This is a genomic window from Pseudomonas kulmbachensis (genome assembly GCF_963681935.1).
In the GTDB taxonomy this organism is placed as follows: domain Bacteria; phylum Pseudomonadota; class Gammaproteobacteria; order Pseudomonadales; family Pseudomonadaceae; genus Aquipseudomonas; species Aquipseudomonas kulmbachensis.
Genome location: NZ_OY817088.1, coordinates 3,800,413 through 3,820,314, shown reverse-complemented (window position 1 = coordinate 3,820,314; position 19,902 = coordinate 3,800,413). Strand labels below are relative to the sequence as shown.

The 19,902-nt window shown below is 59.2% G+C and carries 16 protein-coding genes; 2 read left to right on the top strand and 14 right to left on the bottom strand.

The annotated features are described in order from the left end of the window. Position 1: 1 nt before the first annotated feature. From U5A05_RS17685 to U5A05_RS17665, 5 genes are all read right to left on the bottom strand, one after another. The gene (locus U5A05_RS17685; RefSeq protein WP_261739204.1) at positions 2-1,039 is read right to left on the bottom strand and encodes an ABC transporter ATP-binding protein; all 1,038 of its coding nucleotides are present in this window, start codon (positions 1,037-1,039) and stop codon (positions 2-4) included. A gap of 105 nt (positions 1,040-1,144) precedes the next feature. Then, on the bottom strand, positions 1,145-2,296 hold the full coding sequence (gene ydcS / locus U5A05_RS17680) for a putative ABC transporter substrate-binding protein YdcS (RefSeq protein ID WP_261739203.1): 1,152 nt from the start codon (positions 2,294-2,296) through the stop codon (positions 1,145-1,147). An 88-nt stretch (positions 2,297-2,384) separates the two neighbouring features. After that, positions 2,385-3,872, bottom strand: coding sequence for a gamma-aminobutyraldehyde dehydrogenase (locus U5A05_RS17675; protein WP_321834154.1), 1,488 nt, complete (start codon positions 3,870-3,872; stop codon positions 2,385-2,387). A 101-nt stretch (positions 3,873-3,973) separates the two neighbouring features. Then, on the bottom strand, positions 3,974-4,888 hold the full coding sequence (locus tag U5A05_RS17670; protein ID WP_261739201.1) for a LysR family transcriptional regulator: 915 nt from the start codon (positions 4,886-4,888) through the stop codon (positions 3,974-3,976). 89 nt (positions 4,889-4,977) lie between these two features. Next, positions 4,978-6,216: an acyl-CoA dehydrogenase family protein gene (locus U5A05_RS17665; protein ID WP_321834152.1), complete on the bottom strand. Its 1,239-nt coding sequence runs from the start codon at positions 6,214-6,216 to the stop codon at positions 4,978-4,980. 313 nt (positions 6,217-6,529) lie between these two features. Here U5A05_RS17665 and U5A05_RS17660 point away from each other — a divergent pair, with 313 nt between their 5' ends. After that, entirely contained in the window at positions 6,530-7,453 is a 924-nt protein-coding gene (locus tag U5A05_RS17660) for an ABC transporter substrate-binding protein (protein ID WP_261739199.1), read from the top strand. 17 nt (positions 7,454-7,470) lie between these two features. Next, positions 7,471-8,787 (top strand): LLM class flavin-dependent oxidoreductase, encoded by a 1,317-nt coding sequence (locus U5A05_RS17655; RefSeq protein ID WP_321834150.1) that lies wholly within the window; start codon positions 7,471-7,473, stop codon positions 8,785-8,787. A gap of 113 nt (positions 8,788-8,900) precedes the next feature. Here U5A05_RS17655 and U5A05_RS17650 read toward each other — a convergent pair whose 3' ends face one another. From U5A05_RS17650 to U5A05_RS17610, 9 genes are all read right to left on the bottom strand, one after another. Next, complete coding sequence (locus tag U5A05_RS17650; RefSeq protein ID WP_261739197.1) at positions 8,901-9,401, bottom strand: C40 family peptidase; 501 nt, start codon at positions 9,399-9,401, stop codon at positions 8,901-8,903. Positions 9,402-9,685: 284 nt separating this feature from the next. Then, complete coding sequence (locus U5A05_RS17645) at positions 9,686-12,055, bottom strand: TonB-dependent siderophore receptor (protein WP_321834149.1); 2,370 nt, start codon at positions 12,053-12,055, stop codon at positions 9,686-9,688. A gap of 288 nt (positions 12,056-12,343) precedes the next feature. Beyond that, positions 12,344-13,561: a hypothetical protein gene (locus tag U5A05_RS17640; RefSeq protein WP_321834148.1), complete on the bottom strand. Its 1,218-nt coding sequence runs from the start codon at positions 13,559-13,561 to the stop codon at positions 12,344-12,346. Between the two features lie 422 nt (positions 13,562-13,983). Further along, the gene (locus U5A05_RS17635) at positions 13,984-14,937 is read right to left on the bottom strand and encodes a PDR/VanB family oxidoreductase (RefSeq protein ID WP_321834147.1); all 954 of its coding nucleotides are present in this window, start codon (positions 14,935-14,937) and stop codon (positions 13,984-13,986) included. After that, positions 14,934-15,968: an aromatic ring-hydroxylating dioxygenase subunit alpha gene (locus U5A05_RS17630; RefSeq protein WP_321834146.1), complete on the bottom strand. Its 1,035-nt coding sequence runs from the start codon at positions 15,966-15,968 to the stop codon at positions 14,934-14,936. Before U5A05_RS17630 ends, U5A05_RS17635 begins: the two co-directional genes overlap by 4 nt. Positions 15,969-16,005: 37 nt before the next feature. Continuing rightward, positions 16,006-16,236 carry a recombinase-like helix-turn-helix domain-containing protein gene (locus U5A05_RS17625; RefSeq protein ID WP_261739192.1) on the bottom strand — a complete coding sequence of 77 codons (231 nt, stop codon included), beginning with the start codon at positions 16,234-16,236 and terminating at the stop codon, positions 16,006-16,008. Between the two features lie 34 nt (positions 16,237-16,270). After that, complete coding sequence (locus U5A05_RS17620; protein WP_321834143.1) at positions 16,271-17,413, bottom strand: FAD-dependent monooxygenase; 1,143 nt, start codon at positions 17,411-17,413, stop codon at positions 16,271-16,273. A gap of 13 nt (positions 17,414-17,426) precedes the next feature. After that, positions 17,427-18,392, bottom strand: coding sequence for a VOC family protein (locus tag U5A05_RS17615; protein WP_261739190.1), 966 nt, complete (start codon positions 18,390-18,392; stop codon positions 17,427-17,429). Then, positions 18,389-19,885 carry an aldehyde dehydrogenase gene (locus U5A05_RS17610; RefSeq protein WP_321834141.1) on the bottom strand — a complete coding sequence of 499 codons (1,497 nt, stop codon included), beginning with the start codon at positions 19,883-19,885 and terminating at the stop codon, positions 18,389-18,391. The genes U5A05_RS17615 and U5A05_RS17610 overlap by 4 nt, the downstream gene beginning before the upstream one ends. Between the last annotated feature and the right edge of the window lie 17 nt (positions 19,886-19,902).

The following is a 19,902-nucleotide window of genomic DNA, read 5'->3' as shown; positions in this document are numbered from 1 at the left end:
TTCACACCCCGCTTGTAACGGTGTCGTGCAGCGCGACCATGGCCTCGCGTGCCCAGCGGGCGCTGATGCGCTGCCCTGTCTGGTGCTGGGCACTGACATCCAGCCACTGCACGTTGGCGCGGCTGATGTTCAGGGTCTGGCCGTCTTCCAGTTTCAGCTCATAGCGGGTGGTGCTGCCTTGGTATTGAATATCATGCAGCAGGCCACTGACTTCGATCTCGTGGCTGGCCAAGGGGCCCTCGGCGAAACGTACATGCTCGGGACGAATTGAAAACGCCTGCGGGTTGCCGCTCAATCGACGCGCCAAATCACCGCGGATCACGTTGGAGGTGCCGACGAATTCGGCGACGAAGGTGGTTGCCGGTTTCATGTACAGATTGCGCGGGGTATCAACTTGTTCGATGCGGCCCTTGTTGAACACGGCTACACGGTCAGACATCGATAGCGCTTCGGTCTGGTCGTGGGTGACAAAGATGAACGTGATGCCGAGCTGGCGTTGCAACTTTTTCAGCTCACTTTGCATCTGTTCGCGCAGCTTCAGGTCGAGAGCGCCCAGGGGCTCGTCGAGCAGCAACACGCGGGGGCGATTGACCAGGGCGCGGGCCAGGGCCACGCGTTGGCGTTGGCCGCCGGACAACTGCACCGGTTTACGCTCTCCGTAACCACCAAGGGCGACCATATCCAGCGCCTCTTCGGCGCGCATCTGGCGCTCGGCCTTGGCGACGCCTTTGACTTTCAAGCCATAAGCGACGTTGTCGCGAACGTTCATGTGCGGGAACAGAGCGTAATCCTGGAAGACGGTGTTCACATCACGCTGGTACGGCGGCAGCCCGGCGGCTTCTTCGCCATGAATGCGGATCGAGCCTGCGCTCGGTTGTTCGAAGCCTGCGATCAGACGCAAGCAGGTGGTTTTGCCCGAGCCGGATGGGCCCAGCATGGAGAAGAACTCGCCGTCCTTGATATCGATGGAAACCCGGTCAACGGCTTTCACCTCGCCGAATTGACGGGAAACTTGGGTGAACTGGACTGCAAGTGTCATGGTGCGGTGCTCCAAAAAACAGAATCTTTAAAAGCTGCGCGAGCAGGCTCGCTCCCACGGGGGAGTGCAATCAAATGCGCAAGTGAACCTGCTGGCGAAGAGGGCTTAGCGACCGCCCATGATCGCGATGTAGTCCTGGGTCCAGCGGCTGTACGGCACAAATTTGCCGCCTTCAGCCTGCGGGGTTTTCCAGAAGGCGATCTTCTCGAACTGGTCAAAACCGTTGGTCTTGCAGCCTTGTGCGCCCAACAGTTCGCTCGAGTTGCACGCTGCCGGCACTGCTGGTAACGAACCAAACCAGGCGGCTACGTCGCCCTGGACCTTGGGTTGCAGCGACCAGTCCATCCACTTGTAAGCACAGTTGGGGTGCTTGGCCTCGGCGTGCAACATGGTGGTGTCGGCCCAGCCCGTGGCGCCTTCCTTGGGGATGGTCGAGGCGATTGGCTGTTTCTCGTTCATCAGGCCGTTGACTTGATACGGCCAGGCGCTGGACGCGACCACGCCTTCGTTTTTGAAGTCGCTCATTTGCACGGTAGTGTCGTGCCAGTAGCGGTGAATCAATGGTTGCTGGGCACGCAGCAGTTCAAGCACGGCCTGGTATTGGGTTTCAGTCAGTTCATAGGGGCTCTGGATGCCCAGTTCCGGCTTGGCGGTCTTCAGGTACAGCGCCGCGTCGGCAATGTAGATCGGGCCGTCGTAGGCTTGCACGCGACCCTTGTTCGGCTTGCCGTCGGGCAGGTTCTGCGCATTGAACACCACGCTCCAGCTGTCAGGCGCGGTTTTGAACACGCCGGTGTTGTACATCAGTACGTTCGGGCCCCACTGATACGGGGTGCCGTAGGTTTGCTGGTTGACCACGTACCACTGCGCATTGGCGAGTCGCGGGTCGATGTTTTTCCAGTTCGGGATTAGCGCCGTATTGATCGGCTGTACGCGCTTGCCGACGATCAACCGTAACGATGCGTCGCCGGAGGCGGTGACCAGGTCATAGCCACCCTTGGCCATCAGGCTGACCATTTCATCGGAGGTGGCGGCGGTCTTGACGTTGACCTTGCAGCCGGTTTCTTTTTCGAAACCGGTTACCCAGTCATAAGCCTTGTCGCTCTCGCCCCGCTCGATGTAGCCGGGCCATGCAACGATATCCAGCTGGCCTTCGCCTGCACCGACGGCTTTGAGCGGTTCGCCGGCCTGGAGCGTGGCGCTGGCCAGCAGCGCGGTGGTGATTGCACTGAGCATTGCGGTCTTGTGCACGAACATGGGGTTTCCCTCTTTTTTAATTATGGTCGGGGCAGTTTTGAACGTGATGTTGTGCCGTGAGCGGCTTGTTATTAGGGGATGCTGTTTTTCATAGATGTTGCCCGTGGCGGGCCATGATGTGCCGTACCACGCTGTAGTCCTGCAGCGAATCGCTGGACAAATCCTTGCCATAGCCCGAGCGCTTGAGCCCGCCGTGGGGCATCTCGCTGACTAACATGAAATGGCTGTTGATCCAGGTGCAACCGTATTGCAGGCGTGCCGCAACCTGCATTGCCTTGTCCAGGTTTTGGGTCCAGATCGAGGAGGCGAGGCCGTATTCGGAGTCGTTGGCCCAGTCCACTGCTTGGGCGAGTTCGTCGAAGCGGGTCACTGTGACCACGGGCCCGAACACTTCGCGCTGAACAATTTCATCGCTCTGTTTGCACCCGGCCAGCAGGGTGGGCTGGTAATAGAAGCCAGCACCTGAATGCACGGCCGCACCGGTGATGCGTTCAATATGCGGTTGGCCGAGGGCCCTCTCGACGAAACTGGATACGCGGTCGCGCTGGCGGGTGCTGATCAGCGGGCCGATCTCGTTGTCGGTGTCGCGTTTACCGGCAAAGCGCAGGCTGCTGACGGCGGCACCGAGCTCGGCTACCAGTCGGTCATAAATTCCGGCCTGTGCATAAATCCTGCAGGCTGCGGTGCAGTCCTGGCCGGCGTTGTAATAACCATAGGTGCGCACGCCTTCAACCACGGCTTGAATGTCCGCATCATTGCAGACAATCACCGGGGCCTTGCCGCCGAGTTCCAGGTGCGTGCGCTTGAGGGTTTTGGCGGCGGTCGACAGGATTTTTTGCCCGGTGACGATATCGCCGGTCAGCGAAACCATGCGCACTTTGGGGTGGCTGACCAGACAGCTGCCCACGCTTTCACCGCCGCCGCAGATGATGTTGATCACCCCGCGTGGCAGGATCTGGGCCAGTGCTGGCGCCAGGGCCAGAATCGACAGCGGAGTGTGCTCGGAAGGCTTGAATACCAGCGTGTTGCCAGCGGCCAGCGCGGGGGCGATTTTCCAGGCGGCCATCATGATGGGGTAGTTCCATGGCGCAATCGAGGCCACCACCCCAATCGGATCGCGGCGCACCATGCTGGTGTAGCCCGGCAGGTATTCGCCGCTGAGCTGGCCGGTCTGGCAGCGCACGGCGCCGGCGAAGAAGCGGAACACATCGACAGTGGCGCTCAGATCGTCCTTGCGGGCCAGGTGCAGTGGCTTGCCGCAGTTCAGCGATTCGAGGCGGGCGAGCAAGTCGGCGTTCTTTTCGATCGCATTAGCGATCTCCAGCAGCAGGTTCGAGCGTTGCTGCGGCGTGGTCCGTGCCCAGCCAGCGAACGCGCGGTGGGCGGCGAGGATCGCGGCCTCGACCTGCTCGGAGCTGGCTTCGGCAATGTGGGTCAGCACTTCACCGGTTGCGGGGTTGAGGATTGGCTCAGCTATACCTTGGCCTGCGACCAGTTCACCATCGATTAATAGTGCGGTGAACAACGGGGTCTGGGCGGCTGACATTTTGCGGGTTCTCTTTTCTTGTGTGGTCATGGTGCTCCCTGTGACTGGGGCCCCGACCGTCTTATAGATGTAACAAGATTAGTCTTGGGCTCCGAGGTCGACAAATACTTAATACTGAAGGTGGCGTTCGATTAAATAGATGGCTTGCGCCCGCCGTGGGGTTGCTCCCGGGCGACTGTCAGGAACGGATCTACCAACGCCGGGCGCGCAGTACCGCGGCGCCAGGCCAGGCCGACGTCGAGGGTCTGGTTCAGATCCGCTATGGGCCGTGCTTCGATGATGTCGCCCTCCAGTGACCATGGCCGGTAAGTCATGTCCGGCTGGATCGACACGCCCAACCCTGCGGCCACCAGGCTGCGTACCGCTTCGGTCGAGGCGGTGCGCAAAGTGATGCGCGGTTGCAGGCCCGCCCGGGACCAAAGGCGCTGGGCATTGCTGTCCATTTCATCGACGTTCAACTGGATCAGGGGCTCGCGGGTCACGTCGGCAAGGTTGATGCTGTCGCGTTCCAGCAACGGGTGCTGGGCCGGCAGCCATAGCCGGTGGGGGGAGTGGGTCAGCACTTCGGTCTGTAAGGCGTGGCGGTCTTCGAGGTTGGAGAGGATCAGTACCCCGACATCAATTTCGCCGCTGACCAGCAAATGCTCGATATAAGGCCGTTCGTCTTCCATTACCCGAATTTCGACGTTGGGATAAGCGCGCTGGAAGCGGGTCAGCAAGTCTGCAAGGTAGTAACCGGCAACGAGGCTGGTCACGCCTACGATCAACTGCCCGGCCACCTGGTCGGTGCTCTGCTGAAGGCTACGCTTGGCGTTGTCGACAGTCGCCAGAATCAGATGCGCCTGGCGCAGGAACTGGTGGCCCTGGTGGGTCAGGGTCATGCCCTTGGCATGGCGGTTGAACAGGCTGACACCGATTTCCTGCTCCAGTTGCTGGATGGCCAGGGTCAATGTCGATTGTGAGATATACACCGCCTGAGCGGCGGCCGAGATCGAACCGGTCTCGGCCACGGCAATAAAGTGGCGGATCTGACGCAAAGTCATCATGGGGGATTACCCAGTGGGCTGTTTTTATAGATGTGCCCCAGTGTATATCCTTTTTATCGATGGCTTGGTGCCGAAAGAACTCGCGATGTTCAGCCTTTGGCCACGCCTACCCGCCACTGCGAGGGTGGCACTATGCCGTTGACCAGGTAGTTGCCGACGATGCGCGACTTGTATACCCGGGGGTTGTGGTTGGCCAGGGTGCGGGCGTTTCGCCACAGGCGATCCAGCGCCTTGTTACTTGCAGTGGCGCTGGCGCCCAGGGCATCGAACAGCGCGGTGGTTGCCGCCAGCGTCGCGTCCACCACCGGATTTACCGCCAGGCAAACCTCCAACTCGGCCTGTGCGACCTGCGGATCGTCATGGGGCAGCGGCTTGTCACTGGCTATCGTGTATTGCGCGGTGCTCTCCAGACGCTCTGCAGCTTGTCGGGTAATGGCTTGTGCGGCGTAGGCCTGGCTGGCGACTTCGCCGATCACTTGCAGCAGTTGTACGTCTTGCGCGGCAATGTCGGCATTGCCCGTGGAAAAGGTTCTGGATCGATTGCTCAGTTCTTCGGCGCCACTCAAGGCGGCTCGGCGGGCGATACCGGCCAGGGTGCTCAGGTGATAGATCTGAAAGAACGACTGCCCATAGGCAAAACGCTGGTCGGTGGCGCGCGGCTCGTCATCCAGCCGTACATTTTCGAAGATGCAGGTGCCGCTTGCCGTCAGGCGTTGGCCAAAACCGTTCCAGTCATCAATGATCTGTACTCCCGGCGCTTTAAGGTCGACCACCACGCTGTACAGCGTGTCGTCTTCACCGGTGCCGATGGTGTTGATCAGGTCGCTGTAAAGCGCACCGGTGGTGTAGAACTTTTTACCGCTGATACGCAACGAGCCGTCTTCAGCCCGATGGATGCGTGTGCCGAATTCGCCACGGGTCTGGGTGCCGACTTCGGTACTGCCCGGTGAGAGAAGTGCGCCCTGGCTCAGCGTGTCCAGCCATTTTGCCTGCCAGTCGAGATCCTTCGAGACGAGTACTTCTTCGCAAAAACCAAAATGCCCGCGCAGGGCCTGGGTGATGTTTGAGTCCGCGGCGGATAACTCGGTCAGCAGGGTGAGCAACTCGACCAGCGTTGCGCCGTGCCCGCCATAAGCTTGCGGCAGGCGCCACCGCGGCAAGCCCAATGCATTCAATTGCTGGATCACCGTGGCCAGGCTGCTGCGCGAGCCATCCGCCTCCGCGGCTTGCACGCTGATGTGTTCAAACAGTGGGCGAAAGGGCGCGGCCAGTTGTTCATAACGGGCGGTTGGGGCTGTGCCCCAAATATTCAAATCTGGATTAGGCATGCAATCTGACCTTGCCGGGCCTGCGCTCAAGGGCGCGCTGGCGCTGTAATGAGTGAAGTAAATGCGATTAGGCCCAGTGGTCTGGTGAGGCCACCCTAAACCTGGAACGGGAAAATTCTTAATACCAAAAACAGCTAACCAAATACCCGGACAGGGTTCTATTGATATGACTTAAAAGTATTAACCGGTTATGTATTTATTGCGCTAGCTTCTAAAAACGCCACGCTTGGCGATCCATAAAGCCTCTTTTCTCAATGCCAGACTGCATGCCTACAGATGGTTGAGTTAGCCGTTAACTCTGTAGGGATCCTTAATGACAACTCGTAAAAAACTGCTGGCCCTGCTGGGTGTGGCCTCTCTGGCACTGCATGGCGCATCGGCCTGTGCAGCTGCGCCATTGACCTTGGTGGTGGGGGATCAGTTCTTCTCCAATCGCATTGTTTTAGAGCTTTCGGGTGAGCTCAAGGACTTGCCCTATACCATCGACTTCAAGCGCTTCAATACTGGCTCGCCAGTGGCCTCGGCGGTTGCCAGCGGTGCGCTGGATATTGGCGTCGTTGGTGATACGCCGGTGATTAGCCTGGCGGCCAATGGTGCCCCGGTGAAGGTGGTGGCCAGTACGCAAACCAGCCTGAACGGTGTAGGTATCGTGGCCCGCCCGGGGATTCAGTCGGTGGCTGATCTCAAAGGTAAAACCGTCGCTATCTGGAACGGCTCCTGGAGCCAGCAAATGATGTTCAAGGCTCTGGATGAGGCAGGGGTTGCACGCGACAGCGTGACCTACAAATACCTGCTGCCGGCTGAAGCAAGCATGGCGCTGAGCCAGGGCGATATCGACGCGTTTGGCACGTGGGAACCCTATGTCTCGTTGCAGGAGAAAGAGGGCAGTACCCTGATCCGTAACGCCAAGGGGCTGATGAGCGCACCGACTTACGTGGTGGCCTATGAGCCTGTACTGGCGAAAAAAGGCGAAATCATCAAGGACTTCGTTGCGCGCCTGACCCGTGCCCGGGTATGGAGCCAAAGCCATGTCGATGAGTACGCCGTTGCCTGGTCCAAGGCTAACCAGTCCTCCCCGGAAATTGCCAAAGCCTGGTTCAAGCGCGACGCCATCACCGTGTTGCCGATTTCGCCCACCATCATCAGCGAGGCCCAGGCCACCTCTGATTTCCTCTATGACGCCAAGCTGCTTAAAAAGCCGTACGACGTCACTCCCATGTTTGACCGCGCACTCTGATCAACAAGGAAATCCTTATGGCCAAGCAAATGGCATTGGCGGGGTTCATGCTTTCGGGCCCCGTGGTACATAGCCACGCGGTATGGCGTCATCCGCAAACCCATAGTCACTTTCTCGACCCCGACTACTACATCGAAATCGCTAAAACCCTCGAGGATGGCTGCTTCGACCTGATGTTTTTTGCCGATCGGCTGGCGGTTGGCGATCAGGCCGGGCAATCCCGTGCGCGCTCTTTTGAGCTGGGTGCCCAGGATGCTGCGCGGCTGGATCCGTTACCGATTCTCAGCCTGTTGGCCGGTCATACCAAACACATTGGCCTGGGGCTGACGCGTTCCACCACCTACTACCAACCGCCCCATGTGGCGCGAGCGATCGCCTCTCTGGATCATATTTCCAGAGGCCGCAGCGCTTGGAATATCGTGACCTCGATGAATGACAGCGAGGCGCGCCTGTTTGGCCAAGCGCAGCACTTGGCCCATGATCAGCGCTACGCCCGTGCCGATGAGTTTGTCGAACTGGTGCTCAAACTGTGGAACAGCTGGCAGCCCGATGCGCTGGTGCTGGACAAGGTTCGGGGCATCCTCGCGGACGCGAGCAAGATTGATGCGTTCAAGCACAGCGGTACTTTCTTCGACTGTGAGGGGCCGCTGAATATTCCGCGTGTGCCGCAGGGCCAGCCGGTGTTGATCCAGGCCGGGGCTTCGGGGCGTGGTCGGCAGTTTGGTTCGCGTTGGGCAGAGGTGATTTTCAGTATCAACAGCCGGGTGGAGCGCATGCTTGAATTCCGCCAGGACATCCACCAGCAAATGCGCACCATTGGTCGCAACCCGGACGATTGCAAAATCCTCACCGCGGTCATGCCGTTTATTGGCGGCACTGAAGCCGAGGCGATCAAAAAGCGTGATGAGCACAATGCGCTGGCCAACCCTGAGCTGGGGGTTATCACCTTGTCTACCCAGTCGAATTTCGACTTCACCCAGTTCCCGCTGGACACCCGCCTGCTCGATATCGCCAGGCACTCGACGACACCGGACGTGATCGCGCAAAAGCTGCGTCTGGAACGCGATATCACCCTTGGAGAATACGGCGCGATCATGGCCGCCAGCATCCGAGTGCCGCAACTGGTGGGCACTGCACAAAGCGTGGCGCAGCAACTGATCGACTGGCTGGAGCAGGGCGCTTGCGACGGTTATGTCGTATCGCCAGCGTATCTGCCGGGCACCTTTAAGGAGTTCACCGAATCGGTAGTGCCGATCCTGCAACGTCGCGGCTACCTGCGCACGGCGTATGAACACCCGACACTGCGTGGGCATCTGGGTTTAAAAAGTTATTAGTGACTGATCACAATGCGAGGGGCTTACCCCTAAACCCCTCGCTGATACCTCAATACTCGATAGATCCATCAATGCGTCCGCTTCTCTGAGCGGTTATGTCCTTGTGCTTGGGCTTAGAAGCGGCGGGCAGTAGTGTAGTTTTTCTTCCAGTAGGAATTGTCCATCGAGTCGATGCGGATCGTTTTGCCGGTGCGGGGTGCATGGATAAAGCGGTTATCGCCGATGTACAGGCCAACGTGATTGCTGCGTGTGCCGCCCTGAGTGCGGAAAAATACCGCATCCCCAGGTTTCAGATTATGCCGGTCGACTTTTTGCAATTTCGCGCTGAGCATGGCTGCGGTGGTTCTTGGTACATGGATATTGGCTTCGTTCTTGAACAGATACACCAGCATGCCGCTGCAATCGAAGCCCTTTTCCAGTGACATGCCGCCCCACAGATAAGGGATGCCAAGCAAGGTATGTGCGCGGTTGATGACCTTTTTGACATGGTGTGGTGCAGAGGTTTCATGAACCGTCTGGACGGCCCAGGGATAAGGTTTTCGAGCCTCAGAAGCGGTAGCAAGGGTGGAGCCGACAAGGGTGAAAAACAAGAACAGAGAAATGAATTTAGACACAAGTAACCTTCCGTTTGATGGGGGTGCTTGAAGTCTAAAAGTGCAGTCGCAGCGGGTATGTGGGGCGCTTCCTACAAGGATTACGGTATTAATCTGAACCCGACGAACAGTACTTGGCGTATTGGATAAAGCGTTTTTCGGTTCTCGGGCTTAATCACGGTGCGCAGACCAGTGACTTCTTTGTGGGAGCGAGCCTGCTCGCGAATGATCTGCCTTCGCGAGCAGGCTCGCTCCCACAGAGAGTTGGCCTTGCAGGTTCTTTGTCGGGCGTCAGTTGGCGCGTGTTACAGCGACCATTTCAGGGAAAACATCACATTGCGCGGGTCACCATAGGTACCGCTGCCGGTGGCAGTCGGGATGCCCTGCCAGTATTTCTGGTCGAGCACGTTGTTCAGATTCACCCGTGCGTCCCAGTGCTCATTGACGCGATAGCCCGCCATCAGGCCCACCACGGCGTAGGCGTCCTGTTCGGCATGGCCATTGCCGACCCGGCCGTAAGTTGCGCTTTGGGCCAGTACGTCAGCGCCAATGCGCATTTTTTCCAGGTCACCTTGCAAGTGATAGGTGGTTGCGGCCTTGAACAGGTGTTTGGGCTGGTTGGGCGCAAACAGGTTGCCCTTGTCAAAGGCCTTGTCCTTGACGTACTGGCTCAGCACCAGGGTGTAGGCTGCCGAGGCTTGCCAGTTCGAGGTGAGGGCACCACTGATTTCCGCGTCAAGCCCACGGCTGCGGACTTCGCCCGCGGCTTCGTAGCAGGTGCGGTTGGTGGCCCGGCAACCGGCAGGCTGGGTATCGAGTGCATAGGCGCGGTTTTCCTGGGTCATGTCGAACAGCGCCAGCGATGCATTCAGTTCACCGTCGAAATACTCACCCTTGATCCCCACCTCATAACTTTCGCCGGTCATTGGTTTCAGAACAGAGCCGCTCACGTCCTGCTGCGTTTGCGGTTTGAAAATCTCGGTGTAGCTGGCGTAGACCGAATATGTGTCGTTCAGGTCGTAGATGACACCCGCGTAAGGGGTGATTTGCTGAGTGACTTTGTAGTCACCCGTGCCCGCTCGGTTGTCGTAGTCGTACCAGCTTAACCGGCTGCCAATGATGACGTGCAGCGGGTCGAACGGGTTGAACCGGGCCGCGGCATAAATGCCCCTCTCGGTTGCCGTGTTTTGGCTTTGATAGGGTGTGCGATCAGCAATGTCGGGCTTGGGAATCACGCCGGGGTCGAAGTTGTAGATATCGATCGGGGTGGCCTTTGACCAGAAGCCACCTTTTTGGTCGAACTTCTCCTGGCGACTGCTGGCGCCAACGGTCAGTTCATGCTCACGGCCAAACAACTGAAACGGACCGGATAAGGAGCCATCGAGGTTGGTCTGCACATCGGTGGTGTCGTATTGGCCCGAGGACTGAGTGAAACCTCCGCTCTTGGGTGGATTCAAGTAACTGGAGAAGGTATTGGACTCGGCCCAGATCCTGGCGAACGCCAGCCGTGAGGTCCAGCCGTTGTCGAAGTGGGTGGTGAGGTCGGTGAACAGGCTCACATTGTCCCGGTTCCAGTAGGCCCAATCGTTGCTCAAGAAGGTGTGGCGCGGCAGGTGCAAGTCTTCGCCATTCGGCCCGGCTGGCAGGCTCCCCCAGTCCGAGGTTGCATCGTCGCGCTGCTTGGACGCGCCCAGGGTCAAGGTGGTTGAGTCGCTCAGGTCGGCTTCCAGCACACCGTAAAAAGTCTGACGCAATTTGTCGCGTTCATCGATATAGCTCTTGTCATCTTCATACGCGGCTACCAGGCGCCCGCGCAGCGTGCCTGTTTCATTGAGCTTGTTCGATGCGTCCACCTCGGTGCGGTAGCGATCCCAACTGCCGGCACTGGTGGTGATACTGACTTGCGGCGTGGCCGTAGGGCGCTTGCGCACCAGGTTGAGGGTCGCCGACGGGCTGCCGGCTCCGCTCATCAACCCGGTGGCACCACGCACCACTTCAACCCGGTCATACATCGCCAAGTCTGCCCCGGCGATGGTGTCCAGGGTGAATGTACTGAGGCTGGTCGGCAGGCCGTCGTACATCAGGTTATCGACGATAAAACCACGGGCCAGAAACTGTTGGCGGTCTCCGCCGAACTTGCGCAGGGTGATGCCCGGCGCGTACTTGACCACATCATTGAGGTCGTTCATGCCCTGGTCATCCATGCGCTGGCGGGTAATCACGCTCACCGACTGCGGGGTTTCGCGGATCGACAACGGCAGGCCGACTGCAGTACTCATGGCGCCCGTGGTGTAAGAACCGCTGCCTTCGGTGGTGGCCGTGCCAGCAACGCCGCTTTGCGCATTGATACTCACCTCGCCGAGGTTCAATACGCCTGTTTTGTATGGCTGCACATGGACGGAGTTGCCCTGTACGGTGCCACTTAGGCCGCTGCCAGCAAGCAGTTGCTCAAGTGCTTGCGCAGGTTCCAATTGGCCATGTATTGCTGGCGCCTGCTTGCCTGCGACCGCTTGGCTCTCGTAGTTCACCCGCAGGCCACTGGCTTTACCCAACTGGGTCAATGAAGTCGATAACGGTTGAGCCGGCAGATTGAAACTGAGCGGTGCCGCCAGTGCTGCGGTCGACAGAGCAAGTGCCAAGGAGCCTGACAACATGGGCATAAAGGGACGAAGCATGTCGAAGATCCTGCAGAGGGGAGGGAGGCAGATCGACTTTGCAGGCAGCTCGCAGCGCAAGCGTGCAATGTATGGCAAAGACCACGTAAGGCGGGGATATTAGAGACTTATTCTCATATGTAAATGATAATTAATATCAATCAAGCGTATTTTTCGTTTGCGCAAATGCCGCTGGTTTTCAGGGCCGGGGGATTGTTGTGTGTTCACTGATGTAGAGGGGGGTGTGCTGCGACTGTCAGTTTTTCCTTGCAGCCTTGTGGCCACAAGGAAACGCCGAGTTCGAGGGTTTTAGAAGTAATAGCCAATATTGACATTGGTGCGGTAGTACCACTGGTTACTACCCACTGAACTTGTGTTGGTGAACCCGCTGCCGTTTTCTGCACCGCCGTAGGGGTTGGCATTTTTCGCCCAGGTCAGGTCAACCCAGGCCATGACTGGCATTGCAAAGAACTGCGCGCCCACGGTGTACATCTGCGAGTCGTCCCAGCCGCTTTTGTCTTTCATCAGACGGCTGTAGTCGTTATACAGTTTGATTTTTTTCAGCTGCCCCAGTTTTGGCGTGAGGATGTCGTAGCTTACGTTCAGCGCCCCAAGGCTGGCCTTGGAAGCGATCAGGTACGCAGGCGTCAAGCCGTTACCGCCCATCAGCACCGAGTCTTTGCTGACTCCGGCCGGGTTTTTCGGGTCGAACTCATAGCGGATGCCTTGCCCGGTTACCGTCCATTGCCCGGCATTGATGATGGCGTGAATACCGCCAGCCCAGTAGTCGCCGTCGTCTTTGGTGGTGGCGTTATACAGCTGGGCGGTGGCGACCGATGCCCCGACCTCGGCTTTCCAGCCATCATTGATAAAGGTTCGCGCGACACGGGCGTTGAGCTGGTTGCGCTTTTCGTTGTCCTGGCGCGACTGGATGGCCGGGATCGCATTGTCCTTGAGGTCGGCATAGCGCCCGACCTCCGGCGCAAAGCGAATATCGCTCGGCAACATGCGCGGGAAAAAGGCCAGTTGCACGTCCCACTCCGTGTTCTTGTAGCTGTATTTCAAGCCTGAAGCCGTGCTTGAGCCGTAGCCCATAAAGAACGGCAGGTGATAACTCCAGCCGAACTGGGGATAGGGCTCCAGGCCGAACGGTTTGAACGGTGCACCCAGTTGCAGGTTGGAGTTGTCGTTCAGGCGATAGCCGACATAACCGCGATCCACGGCGCGTTTACCGTCATCCTGAAACCAGTAGCCGACATCACTGAACAGGTTCTTGTAGGTTGCCTGCACATCGAGGCGAAAGGTGTCGAACAAAAAGCGGCCATTGTTTTCGGTCGTGTCCCAATGTTCATCGCGGTAGTTGGTGCGCAAGGCCCCGCCAATATCGAGACTGCTTTGACCGTCATCACTGCGCCAGGCGATATGCGGAAACGGCTTTTTAACCACGGGTGCGGTCGAGCCGGATTCGGCAGCAACACTGACGCAACTGCTCATCATCAGTCCCAGACATATAACGGACTTGTTCATGTTTGACTCCCCTGCAAAGTTACGCATTGAAAAGTGACAGGCAACACGTTCCCGCTTGCCTTGATGGCGGCAATTGGCGAAGTGGCTTTGATAGATGCGTTTATTGTTTTATAGGTGATACGGCGTCTTTTCTATAAATCCGCTAGAGATAGAGCAGAAACTATGCCAACTGTTTTGTTTTTTATTTTTATTGATAATTCTATGTAAAACAATGATTTATATATAAAACGCAGGGCGCCGTATTGCCTGTGGAACATGGCTCTTGGGGAGTAACCAAAGTGCACATTAACTGTGCGTATATCTGTCACGTGCACAAAAAAGCCGACATTGAAGTCGGCTGCTTATAACGACGCAAAACTTTATTCAGGTGCAAGTCATTGTGGGAGCGAGCCTGCTCGCGCCCACAGATATTTACAGTAAGCCTATAAATCCAGCACCAATCGCTGGCTCTTGCAGCCCGATACACAGACCATCATCGATTTGTTCGTCGCACGCTCGGCTTTGGTCAGCACGCCGTCGCGATGGTCGATATCACCTTCCACTACCCGTGTTTCGCACGACCCGCATACCCCTTCGCGACAGCTGTATTCGATATCACAACCGGCTTCGAGCAACACGTCGAGCAAACTCAAACCTGGCCCGACGGACAGCGTCTTGCCGGTTTTTTTCAGTTCCACGCTGTAACTGCTCTGCGCGTCTGTGGATGGCGGCAGTTCGGCCGCCGCAAAGCGCTCGATATGCGCATGGGGATAGCCGAGGCTTTCGCAGGTGCTCTCAAACGCATCGAGCATCGGGGTCGGGCCGCAGCAATAGAAGTGCGTATCGACGGGCTGGTCTGCCAGGTAAGCCGCCAGGTTCGGCGGCACGCCTTTTTCGTCGTTGAAGTGGTAGACCACCCGGGCGTCCAACCCGGCGAGTTCTTCCACCAGCGCCGCTTCCTGGCGCGAACGGGCGCAGTAGATCAGCTCGGCAGATTTACCCAGCGCCAGCAATTGGCGAAACATGCAGTAGATCGGCGTGATGCCGATGCCGCCTGCCACCAGCACACTGTGGCGAGCGCTCTCATCCAGTGCGAAGTTATTGCGCGGTCTGGATATGGACAGCTGCATGCCGACCCGCAATTGCCCGTGCACAAACTCCGAGCCGCCACGGCTGTTGCGATCCCGCAGGATGCCGATCACATAACGGCCCTGATCGCTCGGCGAGTTGAGCAACGAGTAACTGCGCACCAGACCGTTGGGCAGGTGCAGGTCAATATGTGAACCCGCGTCGAAAGGTGCGAACACGGTGTCACCGTAAGGGCGCAATTCGACACTGATAATGCCTTCGGCCTCGTAGCGCAGGGTATGCACGCGGGCGGTGATGGCGGCGTTCATGGCAATTGCTTCGCGTCGATCAGCTCCAGTTGAGCCTTGGCCGCGTTTTTCAGGTAGCGGCGCAGACGCACCACACCCAGGTCGTGCTGGTAGAGATTTTCCCGTTGATTGGCGTCCGGCTCCATAAACTCGAGCAGCACCCGGTCTTGCTCCAGCACTGCCCAGTGTCGTGCTTCCAGGCGGTTTTTGTAGAGGAAGCGCCAGGTATCACGCTGCCAGCCGGTCAGCGGCCGGCAACGCCAGTGGAACACCGCCGACAGTGAACGGCTGCTCGGCGTGTAGCTGCCGATGATGCTGAAGTTGCCGCCCGGGCCGCCGGTTTTCGGGTACGGGATTTCCAAACGCAGCCAGTGGCAGCTGTCGTCCATAAATTCGGTCCAGTCGAAATTCACCCCGCGCTGGCCCTCTTTTTCGAAGAAGAAACCCTTGTCAGTGTCGCGGGTGACGAATTTGGCAGTGGCTTCGCCTTCGCTCATGGAGTGCGACATCTTGTGCAGATAGGTGCCGTGCATCGGATCCATGACGTTATCGATTACATAACGGTAATCGCCTTGCCACTCGGCGTAGCACAAGAAGCTGCTCCACTCTGGCGAGCTCAGCTGTTCGGGCAGCACCAGTTCCGGCGGGGTGTCCACATGGGGCTCGGCGGCGTTGTAGAGAAAGATCGCGCCAGCGGCTTCGCGGGTGTGGAACATGCGTGTCGGGCGGCTGCCTTCGAGCTTGCAACCGGGGCTGCCCGGTACTTTGGTCACGGTGCCGTCGCTGCGCACTTCAACGCCGTGATACGGGCACTGCAGCCGGTCGCCCAGCACCGGGCCCTGGGACAACGGAGCGCCGCGGTGGGGGCAGTGATCTTCCAGGGCGTGGACGCTGCCATCATTGTCGCGCCACAGGGCGATCTTGTAGCCCAGGCGGCGGATCGACACGGGTTTTTCGCCCAGATGGTCGCTGGGCAATACCGGGAACCAGAGGTTTTTCAAGCCGTTAGCCAGGAGGTTTTCTACAGGGTCGACGGTTATGTTCATGTTCATTTTTCTCTTCTACCTAATTTTATGGGGCCTTAGCGGGCTATTCGCCCAGCCGGGCCATCAGGTTTTTATAGGCTTCAGGTGTCCACTCGCCGCTGGTCAGGGGGCAGGGCGGCCCGGCGCGGTTGAGGTGGGCGAGCAGGTCAGGCAGCTCGGTCACACCATTGCCGAAAGCGCGTTCGATGGAGTCGCCCAGCAGCTCTTCAAACTGGGTATTGGGACGTTTGCGGGCCTGATGCGGCTCGACATAAGGGAGTTGGGTCGTACTCATTTCATTAACCTGCGCAAGTTTTTTATAGGGGCGATCAAGCCGCATTCGGCGTGGGTACGGTCCAGGCGTCGTAGCCATAAACCCAATCGGCATTGCCGCCGTCCTTGAGCCATTGATTACCCCGTGAACCAATCTGGATCTGGCTGGTGCGTTGCAGGCGGGCGTTCTGGTAAGCGAGCAGAGCATCGGCAATTTGCCCGGTGCTGGTCAGGTCTTGCAGATGGCGGGCGAGCACCACCGCGTCTTCGATGGCCTGGCCTGCACCCTGAGCCATAAACGGCATCATCGGATGGCACGCGTCACCCAGCAGGGTCATGGCGCCCTGGGACCAGAACGGCAGCGGGTCGCGTTCGTACAGTGCGGTCTTGAGCACATCGCTGCAGGCATCGAGCAGGGCGCGGGCATCGGGATGGAAGTCCTGATAGTGGCTGCGCAACTCGTCGGCATCCCCGGCGCTGGTCCAGGACTCTTCATGCCAGCTGTCTTGCGCGGTAGTGGCGAAGATAAAAATGTCGCGGCCCTGATTCAGCGGGAAGGTCACGATCTGGCTTTCAGGGTTGGGCCCCCACCACTTGGTGAACGCTTGAATATTCGGCACATGGGTCACGCTTTCGGCGGGCACCACGGCGCGGTAGGCGACTACCCCGGTAAAGCGTGGTTGCTCGTCACCGAACAGCGCATTGCGTACCACCGAGTGGATGCCGTCGGCGCCGATCAACAGGTCGGTCACGTGACGGCTGCCGTCCTTGAAGTGCAGTTCGATGCCTTGTCCGGTCTGTACCACTTGCTCGGCACGTTTGCCAAATTGCACGTTTTCACTCGGGAACACATCGGCCAGCGCAGCCAGCAAGTCGGCGCGGTGAATGGTCAGTTGTGGCGCGCCGTATTTCTGTTCGGCGGCATCGGCCATTTCCAGGCGCGAGGTTTCTTCGCCGCTGTCCCACATCCGGCTGATGCGGTGAGTGGGGCGGGCTGCGGGGATACGCACCGCCGCGCCGACACCCAAGCCGTCAAGGGCTCGCACGGCGTTTGGGGTCAGGTTGATATCGGCACCGACCCGCAAAAAGGCCTTTGACTGTTCGAACACGGTGACGTTGTGGCCTGCGCGCTGCAGGGCAATCGCGGCGGTCAGGCCGCCGATTCCGGCACCGGCAATGGCGATATTCAGGAAAGACATGGGCGACTCCTGTTCAGGGTTTCGGTTTGTCGGTAAGGAATTTGCCTTGCGGTGCCTCGACATGCTGCTGGCGACGGGTATTGCCATCGATGCCGCCCGCGATGGCCCATTCGGCAAACATCGTGGGGCCGGGTTCGAAGGCGCGTGGCTGCCACTCGCCGGTCAGTTGGTCTTCGTCGGCGTAGTACTCCACCAGCGCGCCAGCCGGGTTTTTGAAGTACCAGAAGAATGCCGAGGACACCGGATGGCGCCCCGGGCCAATTTCGGTGGCCCAGCCGCTGCGCGAGATATGCATGCCGCCGCCGAACACTTCGTGTACATCGCGCACGGTGAACGCGACGTGATTCAACCCGGCGCGCGGGGCGGGCAGTTGCAGCATGAACAGGTCGTGGTGGCCGCCTTCTTCGGCGGTGCGCAAAAACGCGCCGCGATCCGGATAACGATCCGAGGCCTGGAAACCAAAACGCTCGTGGTAGAAGGCTTCGCAGGCATTCACGTCCTTGACGAAAAACACCACATGGCCAACCTCAATCGGCGTGGCGCGGTCGTAGATCGGCGCGGCTTTATTGATCCGGCCTTTGGTCTGCCAGGTGTTATGGCCGCTGCACTCGATCTCCAGTTCACGCTTGCGGGTTACTTGCAGGCGGATGGCCAGGCCATTGGGATCGGTGCAGCCGATACGACCGTTGCTCTCGATAAAGCCCGGGTCGTTGGCGATGCGCTGGCTGTACAGCGCCAGGTCGGCAGTGTCGGCCACGCCCCACACCACTTCGCGCACGGTCGAGCCGGCTTCGATGGCGGGCGGCAGGCCGGCCTTGTTGATATCGGCGAGGACCACACGGCAGCCGTTGAGGGTTTCAAAGATCACCTCATCGGCCTGCTCGCTGACTTTGCTCAGGCCCCAGTCGCTGAAAAAACGTACACAGGTGTCCAGATCCTCGACACCGTAGGTGACTTCATCAATGCCCAATACGCTCATAACCCACCTTCTTTTGCCACACCGGCCCAGGCCAGCGGCTGTTCGTTCATGCCCCAATAGAGGCTTTTCTGTTCCATGTACTGCAGGATGCCGAGGCGGCCTTTTTCGCGGCCCAGGCCGCTGTCGCGCCAGCCGCCGAACGGGGTGGAAATCGAGAACTGCTTGTAGGTGTTGATCCACACCGTACCGGCCTGGATTTTTCGTCCCAGCGCCCAGGCACGCTTGTAATCGCGGGTCCAGATTCCGGCGGCGAGGGCATACAGGCTGTCGTTGGCCTGCTCCAGCAGTTGCGCTTCGTCATCGAACGGCATAGCCACCAGCACCGGGCCGAAGATCTCTTCCTGGCAGACTTGCTGGTGGTTGCTCAGGCCTTCGAGGATGGTCGGCGGATAGAAGTAACCCTGGTCGTACACGCCACCGCGCAAGCGCTGACCGCCGAGCAGCAGGCGTCCGCCTTCGGCGAGCCCCAGGGCGACGTAGCGCTCAACCGACTCGCGGTGCGCGGCGCTGATCAGCGGGCCCATTTGCGTGCGCTCATCGGCCGGGTCACCGACCCGCAACTCAGCTGCGGCAGCCACCAGTCGCGCCATAAACGGCTCATACAGGGCACGGGCGACAAACAGCCGCGAGCCGGCAATGCAGGCTTCACCCGACGAGCTGAAAATGCCGTACAGCACCCCGGCCACCGCGTGGTCGAGGTCGGCGTCATCGAGCACGATGGTCGGCGACTTGCCACCTAGCTCCAATGACACCGGCATCATTTTGTCGGCGGCGATATGGGCAATGTGCTTGCCGGTTTTGGTCCCGCCGGTGAACGACACACGTTTGACCAGCGGGTGGCGGGTCAGGGCATCACCCAGCAGCGAACCCTTGCCTGGCAGCACGCTGAGCAGGCCTTTGGGCAAACCAGCGTCCTCACAAATACGCGCCAGTTGCAGGGCCATTAGCGGGGTGATTTCCGCCGGTTTGATCACCACGGCGTTACCCGCGGCCAGTGCTGGCGCGACCTTTTGCGCTTCGCTGGCGATCGGCGAGTTCCACGGCGTGATCGCAGCGATCACACCCATGGGCTCGTAGACGCTCATGGTGACGAAGTCACCGCGTGACGGGGTGATGGTTTCTTCGAGGGTTTCACAGGCCGAGGCGAAAAACTGGAACGTACCGGCCGCGCTGGCTACCAGGGCTCGAGTTTCACTGATCGGCTTGCCGTTGTCCTGGCGCTGTAACTGCGCCAGATCTTCGCTGCGTTCGCGGATCAGTTCGGCGATGCGATACAGCACGCTGGCCCGCTCGTGGGGTTTGCGCTGCGCCCAGCCACTGTGCAAAAACGCTTGGTGGGCACCCTGCACGGCGTCTTCCACGTCTTCGACGCTGGCGGCATTGAGCCAGGCCACGGTCTCGCCGGTCGCCGGGTAGCACGTGGCGTAGCGCTCACCGCGGCCTTGTCGCCATTGGCCAGCAATGCAGATGGGTAAGGTCTGTTCGAGAGTCATAAGGGGGTCCTTGGCTT

What these genes read in the sequence shown, in the direction of transcription:
- U5A05_RS17685 (WP_261739204.1), bottom strand. Translation starts at nt 1,039, where the DNA reads ATGACACTTGCAGTCCAGTTCACCCAAGTTTCCCGTCAATTCGGCGAG.
- ydcS (WP_261739203.1), bottom strand. Translation starts at nt 2,296, where the DNA reads ATGTTCGTGCACAAGACCGCAATGCTCAGTGCAATCACCACCGCGCTG.
- U5A05_RS17675 (WP_321834154.1), bottom strand. Translation starts at nt 3,872, where the DNA reads ATGACCACACAAGAAAAGAGAACCCGCAAAATGTCAGCCGCCCAGACC.
- U5A05_RS17670 (WP_261739201.1), bottom strand. Translation starts at nt 4,888, where the DNA reads ATGATGACTTTGCGTCAGATCCGCCACTTTATTGCCGTGGCCGAGACC.
- U5A05_RS17665 (WP_321834152.1), bottom strand. Translation starts at nt 6,216, where the DNA reads ATGCCTAATCCAGATTTGAATATTTGGGGCACAGCCCCAACCGCCCGT.
- U5A05_RS17660 (WP_261739199.1), top strand. Translation starts at nt 6,530, where the DNA reads ATGACAACTCGTAAAAAACTGCTGGCCCTGCTGGGTGTGGCCTCTCTG.
- U5A05_RS17655 (WP_321834150.1), top strand. Translation starts at nt 7,471, where the DNA reads ATGGCCAAGCAAATGGCATTGGCGGGGTTCATGCTTTCGGGCCCCGTG.
- U5A05_RS17645 (WP_321834149.1), bottom strand. Translation starts at nt 12,055, where the DNA reads ATGCTTCGTCCCTTTATGCCCATGTTGTCAGGCTCCTTGGCACTTGCT.
- U5A05_RS17640 (WP_321834148.1), bottom strand. Translation starts at nt 13,561, where the DNA reads ATGAACAAGTCCGTTATATGTCTGGGACTGATGATGAGCAGTTGCGTC.
- U5A05_RS17635 (WP_321834147.1), bottom strand. Translation starts at nt 14,937, where the DNA reads ATGAACGCCGCCATCACCGCCCGCGTGCATACCCTGCGCTACGAGGCC.
- U5A05_RS17630 (WP_321834146.1), bottom strand. Translation starts at nt 15,968, where the DNA reads ATGAACATGAACATAACCGTCGACCCTGTAGAAAACCTCCTGGCTAAC.
- U5A05_RS17625 (WP_261739192.1), bottom strand. Translation starts at nt 16,236, where the DNA reads ATGAGTACGACCCAACTCCCTTATGTCGAGCCGCATCAGGCCCGCAAA.
- U5A05_RS17620 (WP_321834143.1), bottom strand. Translation starts at nt 17,413, where the DNA reads ATGTCTTTCCTGAATATCGCCATTGCCGGTGCCGGAATCGGCGGCCTG.
- U5A05_RS17615 (WP_261739190.1), bottom strand. Translation starts at nt 18,392, where the DNA reads ATGAGCGTATTGGGCATTGATGAAGTCACCTACGGTGTCGAGGATCTG.
- U5A05_RS17610 (WP_321834141.1), bottom strand. Translation starts at nt 19,885, where the DNA reads ATGACTCTCGAACAGACCTTACCCATCTGCATTGCTGGCCAATGGCGA.